General features: G+C 49.8%; 14 protein-coding genes. 10 read left to right on the forward strand and 4 right to left on the reverse strand.

The genetic code is table 11. The features are described from left to right. Positions 1-98 precede the first annotated feature (98 nt). From argH to Q0460_RS08545, 10 genes are all read left to right on the forward strand, one after another. On the forward strand, positions 99-1,478 hold the full coding sequence (gene argH / locus Q0460_RS08500) for an argininosuccinate lyase (RefSeq protein WP_299086384.1): 1,380 nt from the start codon (positions 99-101) through the stop codon (positions 1,476-1,478). A 19-nt stretch (positions 1,479-1,497) separates the two neighbouring features. Further along, positions 1,498-1,641, forward strand: coding sequence for a hypothetical protein (locus tag Q0460_RS08505; protein WP_299086340.1), 144 nt, complete (start codon positions 1,498-1,500; stop codon positions 1,639-1,641). 476 nt (positions 1,642-2,117) lie between these two features. Beyond that, positions 2,118-2,750 (forward strand): uroporphyrinogen-III synthase, encoded by a 633-nt coding sequence (locus Q0460_RS08510; protein ID WP_299086341.1) that lies wholly within the window; start codon positions 2,118-2,120, stop codon positions 2,748-2,750. A gap of 244 nt (positions 2,751-2,994) precedes the next feature. After that, the gene (gene purD, locus Q0460_RS08515; protein WP_299086342.1) at positions 2,995-4,251 is read left to right on the forward strand and encodes a phosphoribosylamine--glycine ligase; all 1,257 of its coding nucleotides are present in this window, start codon (positions 2,995-2,997) and stop codon (positions 4,249-4,251) included. Then, positions 4,248-4,685 (forward strand): RDD family protein, encoded by a 438-nt coding sequence (locus Q0460_RS08520; protein WP_299086343.1) that lies wholly within the window; start codon positions 4,248-4,250, stop codon positions 4,683-4,685. Before purD ends, Q0460_RS08520 begins: the two co-directional genes overlap by 4 nt. Continuing rightward, entirely contained in the window at positions 4,672-6,930 is a 2,259-nt protein-coding gene (locus tag Q0460_RS08525) for an LPS-assembly protein LptD (RefSeq protein WP_299086344.1), read from the forward strand. Before Q0460_RS08520 ends, Q0460_RS08525 begins: the two co-directional genes overlap by 14 nt. Then, positions 6,930-7,649 carry a phosphoribosyltransferase family protein gene (locus tag Q0460_RS08530; RefSeq protein ID WP_299086345.1) on the forward strand — a complete coding sequence of 240 codons (720 nt, stop codon included), beginning with the start codon at positions 6,930-6,932 and terminating at the stop codon, positions 7,647-7,649. The genes Q0460_RS08525 and Q0460_RS08530 overlap by 1 nt, the downstream gene beginning before the upstream one ends. Next, the gene (locus tag Q0460_RS08535) at positions 7,633-9,747 is read left to right on the forward strand and encodes a polyribonucleotide nucleotidyltransferase (protein ID WP_299086346.1); all 2,115 of its coding nucleotides are present in this window, start codon (positions 7,633-7,635) and stop codon (positions 9,745-9,747) included. Before Q0460_RS08530 ends, Q0460_RS08535 begins: the two co-directional genes overlap by 17 nt. A 21-nt stretch (positions 9,748-9,768) precedes the next feature. After that, complete coding sequence (locus tag Q0460_RS08540; protein ID WP_299086347.1) at positions 9,769-10,623, forward strand: universal stress protein; 855 nt, start codon at positions 9,769-9,771, stop codon at positions 10,621-10,623. 399 nt (positions 10,624-11,022) lie between these two features. Then, positions 11,023-11,478, forward strand: a complete 456-nt coding sequence (locus Q0460_RS08545; protein WP_299086348.1) for a hypothetical protein — start codon at positions 11,023-11,025, stop codon at positions 11,476-11,478. Positions 11,479-11,595: 117 nt separating this feature from the next. On the opposite strand, the gene Q0460_RS08550 is transcribed toward Q0460_RS08545, so the two are convergent. Genes Q0460_RS08550 through dcd form a run of 4 tightly spaced genes read right to left on the reverse strand, consistent with a single transcriptional unit; the run spans position 11,596 to position 16,836 of the window. Further along, the gene (locus Q0460_RS08550) at positions 11,596-12,735 is read right to left on the reverse strand and encodes a cation:proton antiporter (protein ID WP_299086349.1); all 1,140 of its coding nucleotides are present in this window, start codon (positions 12,733-12,735) and stop codon (positions 11,596-11,598) included. Then, complete coding sequence (locus Q0460_RS08555) at positions 12,728-14,041, reverse strand: metallophosphoesterase family protein (RefSeq protein ID WP_299086350.1); 1,314 nt, start codon at positions 14,039-14,041, stop codon at positions 12,728-12,730. Before Q0460_RS08555 ends, Q0460_RS08550 begins: the two co-directional genes overlap by 8 nt. Further along, positions 14,038-16,269, reverse strand: a complete 2,232-nt coding sequence (gene topA, locus Q0460_RS08560; protein ID WP_299086351.1) for a type I DNA topoisomerase — start codon at positions 16,267-16,269, stop codon at positions 14,038-14,040. Before topA ends, Q0460_RS08555 begins: the two co-directional genes overlap by 4 nt. Positions 16,270-16,272: 3 nt before the next feature. Further along, positions 16,273-16,836 carry a dCTP deaminase gene (dcd, locus tag Q0460_RS08565; RefSeq protein ID WP_005871523.1) on the reverse strand — a complete coding sequence of 188 codons (564 nt, stop codon included), beginning with the start codon at positions 16,834-16,836 and terminating at the stop codon, positions 16,273-16,275. Between the last annotated feature and the right edge of the window lie 135 nt (positions 16,837-16,971).

Raw genomic sequence — 16,971 nt, forward strand, 5'->3', positions numbered from 1 at the left:
GCGCTTTAGCTTTTTTCTCGCCCGTAAATCTTGTGCGGCGAGATTTAAAATTTTATAAAATCACCGAAAATTTAAACGAAGGAGCGAGCGTGAAAAAAATGTGGGAAGGGCGCTTTAGCGAGGCGAGTTCGGCGCTTTTGGAGGAGTTTAACGCCTCGATCGGCTTTGATAGGGCGCTTTGGCAGGAGGATATCGCAGGCAGCAAGGCGCACGCTCGGATGCTCGGCGCCTGCGGGATCTTAAAGCCTGAGGAGAGCGAAAAAATCGTCGCGGGGCTTGACGCCGTGTTTGAAGAGATAAAAAGCGGTAAATTTGAGTTTAAAACCGCCGACGAGGACATACACATGGCGGTCGAAAAGCGCCTAAGCGAGCTCATCGGAAGCGATCTTGGCGGCAGGTTGCACACCGCGCGCAGCAGAAACGATCAGGTCGCGCTTGATTTTCGCCTCTACGTGCTTAAAAGCGGCGCTGCGCTCGCCGAAAAGATCCGCGAGCTAGTAGAGGCTCTGCGAGATATAGCTAGCGAGCATACAGGCACGCTAATGCCCGGCTACACGCACCTTCAGCACGCCCAGCCCGTGAGCCTTGCCTATCATTTGCTAGCTTACGCGTTTATGTTTCGCCGCGACTACGAGCGCTTTACTAGCTCGCGCGAGCGAAATAACCTCTGTCCGCTAGGCTCGGCTGCGCTTGCCGGCACGCCGCACCCTATAAACCGCGAGTTGGTCGCGCAGCAGCTCAGGTTTGCGGGAGTGACGCCAAACGCGATGGATAGCGTCAGCGACCGCGATTTTGCGCTAGAGATTTTGTTTAACGTAAGCGTGCTGATGACGCATGCGTCGCGCCTGTGCGAGGAGCTAATCTTGTGGAGCTCGCAGGAGTTCGGCTTTGTGGCGATCAGCGACGCCTACAGCACGGGCAGCTCCATCATGCCGCAGAAGAAAAACCCCGACGTCGCCGAGCTAATCCGCGGCAAAACGGGGCGCGTAAATGGCAATCTCGTCGCGCTGCTAACGGTGATGAAGGGCTTGCCGCTAGCATACAACAAGGACATGCAAGAGGACAAGGAGGGCGTTTTTGATAGCGTCGCCACCGCGCTTGCGAGCCTTGAAATTTTAAAACAGATGTTAAAAACGGCTAAATTTAACGAGCAAAATATGCTCGCGATGACGCGCCGCGGGCACCTCACGGCAACCGATCTGGCTGACTATCTCGTGCGGGAGAAAAACGTGCCCTTTCGCCAGGCACACTTCATCACGGGCAAGGCCGTGGCGTATGCGGAAAATTTGGGTCTAGATTTGAGTGAGCTAAATGCGCAGCAGCTTGCAAGCGTGGATGAAAGCTTAGGCGGCGATGCGGTTAAATTTCTTGATCTAAACGCTTCTAAGGAGGCGCGCAAGTCGCAAGGAGGCACGGCGAATGAAAGCGTGGCGGCGCAGATTGAAATTTTAAACGAGTGGCTGAAAGGGAAAATTTAAGGGGCTAAGTACCGCACGGATGCTCGGGCGAAATTTAGTGCTAAGTTTGGGCGAGAGCATGCCGCTTGAAGCGCGCGAGATAAACGGATACAATCTGATACCGAGATTTAAGGGGCAGATCGGCGAAATTTTAAAATTTCATAGCCGCAGCTTTAAATTTTAAAATTTGGCGAGCTATGTAATACGTCTGCTGTGTGCAGAGCGGGTTTCGTGGCAGTGTTTTAAGCACTCGCCGCGGGTAATTACTGCGCAAATTTAAAAATGATAGCGCGCCCTAAACTAGCTTTAGAGCAGGCGCTTGAGGTTATAAAGTTAAATTTAAAAGACCGAGCCGGCGCAAAGTGGAGTGCTTGGCTACAAATTTAGGCGTGAGATAAAATTTTAAAAAAGCGTGCCGCCGCTAGGTTGCCTAAGCGCGACTTAAAGGTGCGAGTAGGCTTTGTGGGCAGGCTTTAAACGGCGCCGAAAGCGGCTCGGAGCGAAGTTTAATCAGAGCAAATTTGGACGTTAAACGGTGTCCACGTAATCGATAGGGCGCGAACGGAATTTAATCAAAGCAAATGAAGCGGCATTTTCTTTGTTTCTACGCGTCATAGAAGCAGTAGCGAGGCTCAAGCAAATTTAAACATGGAGGGCGTTTTGATATATTTGGTGTCTAATACGAGATTTGATCATCCGCAGGTGAGGCAGCTTGCGGTCTGCGAGATAAAATTTTTCAAATTTAGCCTGCCTACGCAGACGGACGCGCTAATTTTTACCTCCAAAAATGCGGTGGCGGCGATAAAATTTAATGAAATTTCACCTGATTTAGATACGCCCGTTTACGCTATCGGCGAGCCGTGCGCTGCGGCTGCGCGCGAGTTTGGATTTCGCGATATCTATACGGCGCGGCACGGGCACGGAAATGAGTTTGCCGCGGAGATCGCGCCGCTCTTGCAAGGCGCAGACGCGCTGTATCTGCGCGCGAGGCAGACGGTATCAAAGCTGGAGCAGATCCTGTCTAGTGCCGGCGTGCGGCTGCAAAGCATGATCGCCTATGAAAATTGCGTCCTTAGCCTCCCCGCCGCCGCAAAGCCGCCGCAAGGCAGCACGCTGATTTTTACCTCTCCTAAGAACGTTCGCGGCTTTACCGCAAATTTCGGCTGGGATGGGAGCTACAAGGCGATCTGTATCGGCAAGACGACGGCGAGCGTTTTGAGCGAGTTTTGCGAGCCGATAATCTGCGAAAGAATGTCGATAAAATCCTGCGTCGATCTGGCGCTTTTGCCATAGTTTAAGCAAATTTTGACTATAATTTTGCCCAAGCCTGGGTGAAGCGAGAGCGTTTTATATGAGGGTTCAACATATTTGTATAAGCGACGACGTGAGAGGTCCGTGTGACGCGGCTCGGCTCGAGCTTTTTTTAAAGTTACGGGTTGCGACCTAGAGATTTTTCCTAGTTGCAAGATTGGCTTTGTTTGAGCCGATTCTTTTTACGCAACGCTCACTTGGGTTTTTTTACGTTACGGAGGCTTCATTGAATATCCTAATAATCGGCGGTGGCGGTAGAGAATACGCGATCGGGCTAAGACTTCGCGAGGATAAAAACGTTTTAAATCTGTATTTTGCTCCGGGAAACGGCGCTACAAAGGCGCTTGGTAAAAATTTAGATTTAAAAGATTTTAATGAACTCGCGCTCTTTGCCAAAAACAACGACGTAGCCCTTACCGTCGTGGGCGCCGAAGAGCCTCTTACAAAAGGTATCGTGGATATTTTTAAAGCGCAAGGCCTCGCGATATTCGGCCCCAGCGCCGCTGCGGCGAAGCTTGAGGGCTCTAAAGCCTATATGAAGGACTTTCTAGCGCGAAATCATATTAAAACCGCAAAATTTCTAAGCAGCGACGATCTATCCGAAATTTCAAAATTTATCGATACTCTAAACGGCCGCGTAGTGGTCAAAGCGGACGGCTTGTGCGCAGGCAAGGGCGTCATCATCGCAAACTCCAAAGATGAAGCTAAAAAAGCCGCCGCGGATATGCTAAGCGGCGAAAGCTTCGGCGAAGCGGGCAAGCGTGTCGTCGTGGAGGAGTTTTTAGAGGGCTTCGAGCTGAGTTTTTTTGCGATCTGCGACGGGGAGAATTTCGTAAGTCTGCCCGTAGCGCAGGATCACAAAAAATTGCTTGACGGCGATCTTGGCCCGAACACCGGCGGCATGGGAGCTTATGCACCTAGCCCGCTAGCGGATGCCGCGCTGATAAAAAGAGTAGAAAGCGAGATCGTCGCGCCCACGCTAAAAGGGATGAAGCAGCAGGGCGCGCCATTTTGCGGCGTGCTGTTCGTAGGGCTTATGATCGTGGGCGGCGAGCCTTACGTGCTGGAGTACAACGTCCGCTTCGGCGATCCGGAGTGCGAGGTTTTGATGCCGCTAATTGACGGAAATTTGAGCGAAATTTTATACAACGCTGCCGTAGGTAAGCTAAGTAGCATAAGCTTAAAAGAGCGATTTGCGGTGGGCATCGTAATGGCTAGCGAGCGCTACCCTTACGGTTCTTCGCAGCCTGCTTTGATCGAGGTCGTCGAAATTCCTGCGGGCGCACATATCTGCTACGCAGGCGTGAGTGAGCGAGAGGGACGGATTTACGCTAGCGGCGGGCGCGTTTTGGTAAGCGTGGGCGTCGCGCAGAGCCTAAAGCAGGCGCGCGATGCGGCTTACGCGCTGTGCGAAAATATAAAATTTAGCGGCGCGCAGTATAGGCGCGATATCGCGCACCAAGCCTTAAGAGATAAAATTTGATCGTCGCTCCGCTTAGCAAGCGCGTAATTGCGTTTAGTATCGACGAAGCGGTGAGCGTAACGCTTTTTACTATCGTGCTATTTACTATCGACGAGCCAGAGCTTGTTGCAGCGGCGCAGAGTGGAAGCAATCTTGAGGTACAAAAGATCGCGTCGAAATTCATTTTGCATTACGCGATAATAAAATTTTTATATCAGGCGATTTTTGTCTATTTATACGGCGCTACGCTAGGCAAGCTTGCGGTCAAAATTTATTGCGTCCGCGCTGACGGCAGCGCTATGGATATCGCTACTGCAGCGATCCGCGCGGCGGTTAGGTTGATAAGCGAGATGATCTTTTATATGGGATTTTTGGTGGCGCTTTTTACGAACTCGCGTCAGAGCCTGCATGATATGGCGGCGAAAACATTGGTGGTAGAGATTGAAAAAGAGTAAAAAATTTAAAATTCTAGCGCTTAGTTTTAGCGCTCTTTTAGCAAGCAGTGCGAGTGCAAAGGTCCAAGACGTCGAGCTTATAGCAGATAATGTCGAGAAAAACGGCTTTTTGACGGAGGCTAGTGGCAACGTAACGGTGTATTCACAGGACTACTTCATCACCGCCGATCGCGCTACATACGACGAGCAAAACGGCATCATCGAGCTTTTTGGTAACGTCAATGCGATGCGCGGTAGCAGCGAAACTACGCGTGCGCAGCATGTCAAAATCGATCTGAAAAACGATAAGCAGCAAGCCGACGTAAATTTTATGATGGATAAGGACTCCGAGCTTTGGATGCAAAACGACGCCAGCTGCAGCGATAGCGAGTATTACCGCGTGGAGGGCTCCAGCGTATCTAGTTGCAACGTTACCGATCCCGATTGGCGGATTAAATTTAGTAGCGGCATGCTCAATAAAGAGAGCAAATTCCTCCATCTTTTCAATCCGAGATTTTACGTGGGCGACGTGCCGGTGTTATATCTGCCGTATTTCGGCTTCCCGACTGATCGCACGCGCCGCACGGGCTTACTGCCTCCCGAGGCTGGCTACATCAGCAAGGAAGGGATCTATTATAAGCAGCCGATCTATTTTGCGCCTTACGACAGCTGGGATTTTCAGCTCGATCCGCAGGTGCGCACGCGCAGGGGCTTTGGCGTATACGGGACATTTCGATTTACGGAGTCGCCGTATTCTTACGGCGAGATTAGAGGTGGAGTTTTCGATAACTTCTCGCGAGCGCAAAAACGCCTTGAATACAAAAACGAGCGTCACCACGGATTTGAGGTGCAATACGATCGCAGCAAGCTTGCGACCTATTTGTTAGATGGCGATCTGCGCGAAAATTTATGGATCGATTTTACCCAGCTAAACGACCTTGAATACTACGATCTGAAGGAAAAGGGAGGTCTTGGCGACGATGCGGATAACTCGCTCGTAACTTCGCGGCTGAATTATTATTTGACCTCAGACGAGCACTATTTTGGCGCTTACGGACGCTACTACATCGATACGAGTAAGCTAAACGCCGATAATACCTTCCGCAACGAAGATACCGTCCAAGAGCTTCCGACGCTGCAATATCATAAATTTAGCAATGATTTGGGGCTGCCAAATTTGATCTATTCGCTTGATGCAAAAGCGCGTAATTACACCAGATGGGAGGGCGCGACTGCTCGCCAATATGAGTTTGACGTACCGATTAGTATAAGCACGCCGCTGCTGGCGGATTATTTAAATTTCGCTTTTACCGAGCGAGTGTATATGACCAATATCGATTGGCACGATAAATTCTACTACGCAAACGGCGATCTTGGCGAGGATAAAAGCACTTTCTACGCTAATCAATACACCGAGCTTTCACTCTACACCGACGTAGCCAGAGCTTACGATAGCTTGTATCATACGATGAGCTGGAGGGCGGATTTTAGAATTCCCGGATGGCAGCAAGGCGACATCGAGGATAGAATTTTAAAGTATCATCAGTATAAATACGACCTTGCTCGCGGCGCAGTAGATCGCTCGCGGCTGGGTAACTTGCAAGACTCGCTTTATTGGGAGGATAACTTCTTAAGCGAGCTTAGCGACGAATACACCCACGAAAATGCAGCTTTAAGTATGACGCAGTTTTTTTATAATGAAGACGGGCGTAAATTCTTACGCCATAGCGTCAAGCAGCGATATGACTTCGACGATCACGAGTTCGACGATTTAGAACACCGCATCGATGCATATTTTGCAAATGGGCTAAATATCGGAAACCGCTTTACCTACTCGCATAAATATAAAAGCTTCGATAAAGTCTATACCTATGCCAACTACTCCAACGACGACTTTAGCTTTGGACTTAGTCACGCTTACGAATATGAAAAGCTAAGCATGGAGCCTAAACGCTATACGAAAGATAACTACGGCATCGTAAATGCTTCGGTAAATTTGCCTAGGAATAATAAAATTTTTGGGCGTTGGGATTACGACTTGGAGCGATCTTATTCTAAAATGTGGCGCGTGGGGCTTTCTCATACGCGCAAGTGTTGGAATTACTCTTTTGTGTATCAAGAGGATATCGAGCCTAAAAATACCAGTACGACGGGCTACAGCAAAGCAAGCAAGGAGCGCGGAATTTACTTTCTCGTAAATTTCTATCCGTTTGGCGGAGTAGGGTATGATTTTTCGGTAGATAGCGAATACGGAAGCGAAAAATAATGACGCCTAGAGCTGAGCTGATGTTTGAAAACCAAATCGACGCCGCGATGAAGCTTTCGGAAATTTTACCCGCTGCCGTGATCAAAAACGAAAATTTTCTAATAATCGCTCAATCCCTGGAGTCGCTTCCTATCGCAAACCATCTTGCTCTAAAGCTGGGGCTTGCTTATGAGTTTTTATTTACAGAACCCGTTTTAGCGCCAAATAATCCTGAATGTGCGATCGCGTGCGTAAGCGAAACCCAAGAGATCGTGATGGTGGATGAGCTCGTGCGAAGCTTCGGCATCAGCCTGGATTACGTTTACGGGCAGGCAAACAGACTTTATGAGGAGAAAATTTTAAAAAACATGTATAAATTTCGCAAGGGCGAGCTTTTGGGAAATTTAGAGAAAAAAAACGTCATCTTGGTAGATGAGGGGTGTGAGAGCGGGCTGACCGCGCTTACTTGCATAAAGACGCTCGTAAGCTTAAACGCCAAAGCGATCTTTTATGCCACGCCCGTTATCGGCAGCGATAATGCAGACGAGATCGCCATGCTAGTAGATGGAATTTATGCCGTTCACAAGATCCGAGATTTTGTGAATGTGGATTTTTATTACAAAGAAAAAACGCTCTCAAGCGCGGAGGAGATAATGCAAATTTTAAACAAATGCCCGCTTTATCTGCCGTTTCACGAAACCAACAAAAACAAGGAGAAAATTAATGCAGTGCAAAATTGAAGTAAATGGCAATACCGAAATTTTCGATATCAATAAGGTCGCAAAGCAAGCCGCGGGCGCGGCGCTTTTGCGCGTGAAAAATACCGTAGTGCTAGCCACCGTAGCGCGCGAAGAGACGCAGGTACAAGAGGACTTTTTACCCCTTACCGTGCAATATATCGAAAAGATGTATGCAGCGGGCAGAATCCCCGGAGGCTACATCAAGCGCGAGACCAAGCCGGGCGATTTTGAGACGCTAACGAGCCGCATCATAGACCGCTCGCTGCGCCCGCTCTTTCCGAAGGGATACGCGTATCCGACGCAGATCGTAGTTTACGTGCTATCGGCAGATCCGGAGGTCGATTTGCAAGTCGTCGCTCTTAATGCGGCATCTGCGGCGCTGTATCTTAGCGACATCCCGATTAAAGCGCCGGTTTGCGGCGTGCGCATAGGTTATCAAAACGGAAATTTCATCTTAAATCCGAGCAACTCCGCGCTTAAAGCTAGCGCGCTCGATCTTTACGTAGCGGGCGTCGGTGATGAGCTTTTGATGATCGAGATGCGCTCCCTGCCGCAGATTAATGGCGGCGCGCAGCAGATGAATGAATTTAGCGAAGATCTGATGGTAGATGCGATCGATTTTGCCGCAAAGGCGATAAGCGCGGGTTCAAACGCCTACAAAGAGGCTTTTCTGCCGTTTAAAAAGCCGAGTGCGAACCTAGAGTATAAGCCCGAGATAGAGGATGAGAATATCGCGGATTTTATCGACGCAAACTACAAAGACGCCGTCAAAGCGGCGATCAATCAGATGGCAAAGAGCGAACGCGCTACCGAACTAAACAAAATCGTAGATCAAATTTTAGCGACCGAGGCTGCGGTGCAAAACGAATGGAGCAAAGAGGTGATCTCTAGCGTCATCGGCAAGTATAAGCGCGGCATCATCCGCACGCAGATCATCGAGGATCATTGCAGAGCCGACGGACGCGCGCTTGATGAGGTGCGCCCGATCAGTATCGAGACCAATATCCTGCCGTGCGCGCACGGAAGCTGCCTATTTACGCGCGGGCAGACGCAGGCTTTAGTCGTCACCACGCTAGGCGGCGATAGCGACGCGCAGCTAAGCGACAGCCTAACGCAGCTCGAGCCGATTAGCGAGCGATTTATGTTTAACTACAACTTCCCGGGCTTTTGCGTCGGCGAAGCAAGCCCGCTCAAAAGCCCAGGCAGACGCGAGTTGGGACATGGAAATTTAGCCAAAAGAGCGCTATATCCGAGCATCGATCTAAACTCGCCGCAGTCTATCCGCGTGGTGAGCGAAATTTTAGAGAGTAACGGCTCAAGCTCGATGGCTTCGGTATGCGGCGGCGCGCTATCGCTTCGGGCAGCGGGCGTACCTACGCTAAAGCTCGTTGCGGGCGTAGCGATGGGCTTGATTTTTGAGGGCGACAAGCATGCCGTGCTAACCGACATAATGGGGCTTGAGGATCATGACGGCGATATGGATTTTAAGGTCGCGGGCACCTATGAGGGCATCACCGCGCTCCAGATGGATATCAAGCTCGGCGGCATCAGCCTGGAGGTTCTAAAAGAGGCCCTAGCGCAGGCAAAGCAGGCTCGCGCGCATATTTTGGGCCTTATGGAGCAGGCGGATGCAGCGATCATTATAAACGAGGACGTGCTTCCGAAGCTTGAAATTTTTAGCGTCGATCCAAGCAAAATCCCCGACATCATCGGCCAAGGCGGCAAGGTCATCAAAGAGATCACCGAAAGCTTCGGCGTAAATATCGATCTGGATCGCGAAAAGGGCGAGGTTAAGATCCAAGGCGCCAAAGCTAGCGGCGTATCGGGCGCGAAAGAGAAAATTTTATCGATAGTCTCAAATTCTCGCGATTTTCGCAAGCCGCGCGGTGAACGTAAAGAGGTAAAATTTCAGATCGGCGAGGAGTTTGACGGCGTGGTGCAAAGCGTACTGGATTTCGGTACCTTCATCTCGCTGCGAGACGGCGTGGACGGATTGCTGCGCGCTAAATTTATCACGACGCCTTATCGTGCGGGCGACATCGTGCGCGTGCGCGTGACCGAGCAGAAAGGCTCTAAAATTTCACTGGAATTAGCTTAAAATTTTAATAGGAGCGTAAAGATGCAGCTTAAAAAGATATTTTTCCCTATCGGCGGCGGCGAGGAGCTAGCCGAGCGCATACACGGAGCGCTGCTAGTGAATAAATTTTTCGGCACACACATAAACATAATGGCGTGCCAGCTCGATCCCAAGATGATCTACAACGTCCGTATGACGCTAAAAGGTGGCGTGTTGATGGAGGAGTTTTTAAAATCCGCAGGAGACGAGATGCAGGCCGAGCGCGAGGAGATCAGAGCGATCTTCGACACTGAATGCGCCAAGCTGGGCCTAGATCAAAACGACGACGATCACGTCCCAAATAGCGCCGCTTTGAGGCATATGGTAGGCATCCGTTCCGAGCTGGTCGAGAAATACTCCAAATATTGCGATTTGGTGCTGGTTTCCGTGCCGCCTACTGGCTCTATCACCGGCACGTTCGAAGCGGCGGTTACCAAAAGCGGCAAGCCTTGCATCGTCATACCGCGCAAGCTGCAGGAGTTTAGGGCGGATAAAATTTTAGTTTCGCTTACCGGCACTGCGGCGTCTGCAAGGGCGCTTGATAATTGGCTGGAACTTTTACAGCGCGCCAAATCCGTCACCGTCATTACCGCAAATCACTACCTTCAGGATGATCTTGCCGAAACTAAGCGCCGTATAAGCGATTATCTGGCTCTACACGGCATTAAAATCGACGTTTTCGAGGCGCTGAATGTCGAGGGCAAGATCCCGGGACAGGTGCTGCTAGAGTACGCCGATGCGGGCGATTTCGATCTCATCGTCGCGGGCTTGCACTCAGACAGCGGCATCAAGGAGATATTCTTAGGCGGCGCGTCGAAATACTTCCTACAAAAGACCAAAATTCCGGTCTTAATGTAGCTTGAAGCTTAGACGCCGCGTCTCGGCACGCTGCCCGCACCGCGTCTAAGCTTAAGTCGGCTTTTAAGCGCCGCAAGCTAAAGCTTAAATTTTAATCGGCTCGCCGTGACTTTGCTAGTCCGTCCACAGATCGTGCAGTTATGCTTCTTACGGAGGGGTTGCGATTAATTTTTGTCGCTAGCTTTGCTAGCGAGCCGCATTTGCTTTGCTACGGCTAGAGGGAGCAAGTATATTCGCAGCGAGCGAGTTAGCAGTCGCGGTAAGCTCGTAGGTCTATCTTTAAGCGCGCGAGTTTGGAATTTCCATGCTGGTCGTTTTCGGCTGCGTCGCAGAATTCTGCATAAATTTGCACTTGAAATTTCTGTTTGCACGCTAAATTTTAAATTCCAAGGAGCGCAGATGGCATTTGAAAATGCAATCATCACTAAAGAGGATGATGAGAAGTATGGATTAAGTGCGCTATATGGTAAGTATAATTATGGAGCAAAGTTGCCAAATCTAAATTTTACAATAGATAGGCAATTAGATTGTTGGCTTTTAAAAATTTATAGCTTTCCAGATCCTAATTACGATAGAGCGTTGCTTGCAAAAGCAATTTGGACCATGTATTGCGACAACGAACTATTGAAATTAACTATTGATTATAGCTTTGATATAAATTCCACCGAGAACAAATTTCATAGAATTTGGAAGCTTTTAGATTTAAAGCCAAATTGTACTGCAAATTTAAAGTTACAAGATATTTTAAATTTACTGAAAGAAATGTTAGAAGCATACAGGGACTATGATGCTTGGAAACCAGATATAAACTACACTATGGAACTTCAAGACCTAACCGATTGCGGCGCAAAATAGAGCTTTAAATTTAACTCCATTTTAGTCTCGCATAAAATCAAATTTCATAGAATTCTAGAATTTCATAAGACTTTAAAATTCCAAAATCCTATAATATCAAAATTTTAAAACCCCGCCCTAAAATTTCTTGTAAATAAAATTTATCAAAATCATCGACGCGAGCGCCTCTATGAGCGAGGCGATGATCATCGCGAAGTATATCTCTTGCGATATTGCGGCGGTGGAGTAAAAAAGCGTCGCCGTGGCGATGACGAGGGTTAACGGCATGCATAGCGATAGCGCGAAAAGCACCGCGCCTTTGCGGCCCAGGGTGCTTAAAAACGTAGCGCTCGCAAGTAGCCTGATGCCGAACATCAGCGCCGCTAAGCTCGCGGCAAAGCTCATCACTCCGGGCATAAGGAGCGCTTCTAGCTTGATCACGGCTCCGGTGTGTATGAAAAATATCGGCACCAAAAAGCCAAAGCCGAACGACGATAGCTTCTCGATGAGGTCGTCCTTGTGAGAGAAAAAGGTCGGCAGAAACGTGCCTGCGATAAAGGCGCCGATGACGACCTCAAGCCCCAAAAGCATTACTCCGGCGCAGATGAGGCAAAACAGCGCCATCGCAAAGCGCACGTCCTTTTCGTTTTTGTCGTACTTGGGCATGATGACCGTTTTTAGCGCGGGGAACCACCAAAATAAAATTTCAAGCCCTTTAAAAACAGCCAAGGCTGCCACGGAAAAGCCCAAAAGCGCGCCGATATGAAGCGCCATCTCTACGCCGAAGCCGTTTTTAAGGTAGATGCCGCCCACCGTGAGGGCGGCGATGCTGATGAGCTCGCCGATCACGCCCGCGGGCATCGCGAGATTGAGCCACGCTTGATACTTGCCGTATTCCTTATACAGCGCCGAAAGCAGCCCGACGCTCATCAGAGGCGCTGCGATGATAAGCATCTGCGGCAGTTCAAACACCCAAACCGCAAGCGCGCTTAGGATATAAAGTAGCGCCAAAAAGATTAGGATCAGCCGCAAAATTTTGCGCGGCATCGCAAGCAGCGCGCGGAAATCCACCTCGCAGCCCGCCAAAAACATAAGGTAGCAAAAGCCGATCTGTGCGGCTAGATCGAAGGTCGCGCTTGGCGGTAAAAGTCCTAAATTTGCGGCTATGATGCCAAGCATGATCTCCATGGGCGAGAGCGGAATTCTAGCTAAGCTAGCCAAAAAGGGCGAAGCAAAGATCAAAAACGATAGCGCGATTAGGACGTAAATTTCATTCATACGCTTTGGCCTCGCACCCTTTTAGATTTTCTCCGCGCTGTTTTAGAATTTTTTCGCATCTTTCTAGCATTTTCTCTGGCTGCCCAGGGGCTTTTAGTATCATTTTAAGACTTCCTTTCGGTCGCTTTATAGTTCTTTGCGCTGCGAACAGAGACGAAATATGCGCAATTTTCGCTCTTGTACCACAACGCAGGCAAACTGGAAAGCCGCTTTTGTGCCCGCAAATCTCGTCCGGATTTAACACGAGCGCGCCGTTTTTATCTACCGCCGCGCCGAAATAGTGGGTGTGGCCGTAAATTTTGATAGTTGAAATTTTATCCGTGCCGCACCCGCACGGACCCCGATTTTTACTTTCGCCGCCTGCATTGGCGCCCGAACTCGCGGTCAAATTTGAGTTCAAGTTTGGTGCGGCTAAATTTATGCACGAGTTCGGCGCGACTAAATTTGCGCTTAAACTCGGCGCCGTTAAATTTACTGCGCGATCCGCACTCAAGCTTGCTTTAGAGTTCATATCTGGGCTCGTATTATCGGCTAAATTTGCATTTGAGTTTAAATTTGCGTTCGGGCTTGAAGCGAGGTCTGCGTCCAGGCTTAAGTCTAAATTTGCGTTTGAGTTCACATCCACGCCTGTATTCACGCCCAAGCTCACATTTAGACTTACGGATTGCCTGCTTTTGAAATTCGCACTCGCGCTATGCGCGTTTTTGAAATTTTCATCTGCACGGCATGTGCCGTTTAAAATTTCATCAACGTCCGCGGCATTAAAATTTGCGTCTAAATTTACCGAGCGATCCGTTGCTTTATAATTTGAGATTAAAATTTCTCTGTGATCTGTCCTACAGCTTGAGCCTAAATTTGCGCTGCGATTTGCTTCGTCGCTTAAGCTTAAATTTTTAGCTAGGCTCGCGCTGGAATTCCTGCGAGAATCTACCGCGCGATCCGTGTCCGTGCGTGAGCCAAAATCCGCGGCGAAGCTTGGCCTGTATGCTTCATTTTGCGCCGCGGGCTCCTCGTCAAAGAGATAAAACAGATGGTGCATTATTTTTAGTCGAAGCCCGGCAAACTCCTTGCAGAAGGGCTCACCCCGTAGGTTAAACTCATTTTTAAACTCGGTAAGCGCTTCGTCGTTGTTTCCTAAAACCGCGAAGTAGGGTTTGCCGCTTTGCCGCAAAAGCCGCAGCGTCTCGCTCGCGACGATGCCCTCTGCATGCACGAGCAGATCAGCTCCACGCGCGAGCAGCCACTCTATGGCGCTTGCGGCGACCTCCGTTTCGCGATGAGAGTCCGAGATGACGCCTATTATCAATCGATCTCTTCTTTAAGCTTGCACTGCGGGCACTCGGCGAAGTTGCCTTTTTTCAGCTCTTTGCGGAGCATGTATGAGTTGCCGCACTGCGGGCATGCGCGCGCAATCGGCGCGTAGTTGCTCACAAAGCCGCATTTAGGGTAGTTCGTGCAGCCGTAAAATTTGCCGCGTCTGGAGAAGCGCTCGACGATCTCGCCCGTGCCGCAGCTCGGGCACTTAACGCCGGTGGAGAGCAGCGGCTTTTTCTCCTTTGCCGCGCCCTCGATTTTGCGTGAATACTTGCACTTCGGATAGCCCTCGCAAGCGATAAACTCGCCGTATCTGCCCCTGCGCTTGATCAAATTTTTACCGCACTGTGGGCATTTCTCATCTAGCACTTCGGGCGCCGCCTTCTCCTCGCTCGCCCCCTCGGCGCTAGCGTCCGCGTTGCGGGAGTATTTGCATTTCGGATAGTTCGAGCAAGCGATGAACTCGCCGAATCTGCCCTGTCTTTTAAGTAGCTCGCCGCCGCAGTTCGGGCATGCTTCGCCGATCTTTTCGGCTAGCTTTTGGCTTGCGATCGAGGTTTTTCCTTTGGCGATCTCGTCCATAAAAGGGTAGTAAAAATCCGCTAAAATTTGCTGCCAGTCCGCTTTATTTTCGGCGATGTCGTCGAGCTTTTCTTCCATTTTTGAGGTAAACTCGCTATCGACGATGTTTTTAAAATTTTGCTCCAGCATCTCAGTGATCTTAAAGGCGATCTCGCTCGGCACCAGATGCTTTTGCTCGATATTTACGTAGTTGCGCGCAGTAAGCAGCGAGATGGTAGGCGCATAGGTCGAGGGCCTGCCGATGCCGAGACTTTCGAGCTTTTTGATGAGGCTCGCTTCCGAATAGCGCGCCGGCGGCTCGGTGAAGTGCTGCTGCGAGCTTAGACTTTGCAGGCTCATCGCATCGCCTGCGCTAAGGCTCGGTAAAATTTTATCCTTATCCAGATCGCCGTAAGCCTTGTAAAATCCGTCAAATTCCACCTTGCGTCCGTTGATCTTAAACGCGCCCGCTTCGCCGCGCACGATGATCGTTTGGATCTGCGAGACGCTAGGGCTCATCTGCGAGGCTACGAAGCGGTTGTAGATAAGCGCGTAAAGGCGGTATTCGTCGCGAGGCAAGATTTTTTGCGCGAGCTCGGGAGTAAGCTTTAGATCGGTAGGCCGTATCGCCTCGTGGGCCTCCTGCGCGCCTTTACTTTTGGTGGCGTATAAATTCGCGCTTTTCGGTAGATATTTTTCGCCGAAGCGCTCCTCTACGAGCTCGCGAGCTGCCGCGATCGCTTCTTTAGCGATATTTAGCGAGTCGGTTCGCATGTAGGTAATCGCGCCGCCGTTTTTGGTATTAACCCCCTCGTAAAGGCTCTGCGCAAGGCTCATCGTCTTGCGCGGATTAAAGCCCAGAGCCGTGCTCGCCGCCTGTTGTAGCGTCGAGGTCATAAACGGCGGATAGGGGTTCGTCTTGCGCGACTTGCTCTCGATACTCTCTACGCTAAATTTGTCTTTTTGCAGCGTCAGGACGATCTCGCTAGCTTGCGCTGCGTTTTTGACCGAGAGCTTTTCCATCTTCTCGCCGCGAAATTCCACGAGCTCGGCTTCTAAGTCCTTTTTAAAAACCGCGTCGATGCTGTGAAATTCTACCGGTTTAAAATTTAAAATTTCGCGCTCGCGATCGACGACGATTTTAAGCGCGGCGCTTTGGACGCGACCCGCGCTTAAGCCGCGCTGAATCTTTAAATTTAAAAGCGGACTTAGCTTGTAGCCCACGATGCGATCGAGCAGGCGGCGCGCTTGTTGGGCGTTTACGCTTGCGATATTGAGTTTGCGCGGCGAGCTTAGCGCGTTTGAGATCGCGCTTTTGGTGATCTCGTGAAATACGATGCGCGGCAGATCCTCCGCTTGCTTGCCGATCGAAGCTGCGATATGATAGGCGATCGCCTCGCCCTCGCGGTCCTCGTCCGTCGCGAGGTAAATTTGATCCGCCTTTTTAGCGAGCGTCTTTATCTGCTTTACGATCTGATCGTGATCGGCGCTGATTTCGTATTCGGGCTCGAAGCTTTTATCTTTGATTTTGATGCCGAAGCGTTTTTTAGGAAGGTCGCGGATATGGCCTTTGGACGCGATTACGTCGTAATCGGCGCCTAAGAAATTTTTGATCGTTTTGGCTTTTGCGGGGGATTCTACGATGATTAAATTTTTCATTGCTTAATCCTTTAGAATTCTAGGCAGCGTGATGCCCTTTTGGCTTTGGTATTTGCCCTTTTTGTCGCAGTAGCTCACCTCGCACGGCTCATCTCCTTGCAGAAACAAAACCTGCGCTATGCCTTCATTTGCGTAAATTTTTGCAGGCAGCGGCGTGGTGTTGGAAATTTCAATCGTGATATGCCCCTCAAAACCGGGCTCAAAGGGCGTTACGTTTACGATGATGCCGCAGCGCGCGTAGGTGCTTTTACCCAGGCAGATCGCAAGCACGTCGCGCGGCATTTTGAAGTATTCGATAGTACGCGCTAGCGCGAAGGAATTCGGCGGCACGATGCAGACGTCGCCCTCAAAATCCACGACGTTTTTTGCGTCGAAATTTTTAGGATCGACGACCGTTCCGCCGACGTTTGTAAAAATTTTAAACTCTCTTGCGACCCTTATATCGTATCCGTAGCTGGAAAGTCCGTAGCTAACGACGCCGCGACCGATATTTTCCTCGCAAAAGGGCGCTATCATATCGTGCTGCTGCGACATCTGTCTGATCCATTTATCGCTTTTCAGTCCCATAAAATTTCCTTAAAATAATCAAAATTTTTCGCGCATTATAGCAGCAAAATAAAATATAATAAAAATTTTATGCTAGAATTTTGCTTAAATTATAAAAATTTTATCACTTTTTAAGGAGCAACTATGGGGCTACTC

Origin of the sequence: uncultured Campylobacter sp. (assembly GCF_937980635.1) — a bacterium.
Taxonomy (GTDB): domain Bacteria; phylum Campylobacterota; class Campylobacteria; order Campylobacterales; family Campylobacteraceae; genus Campylobacter_B.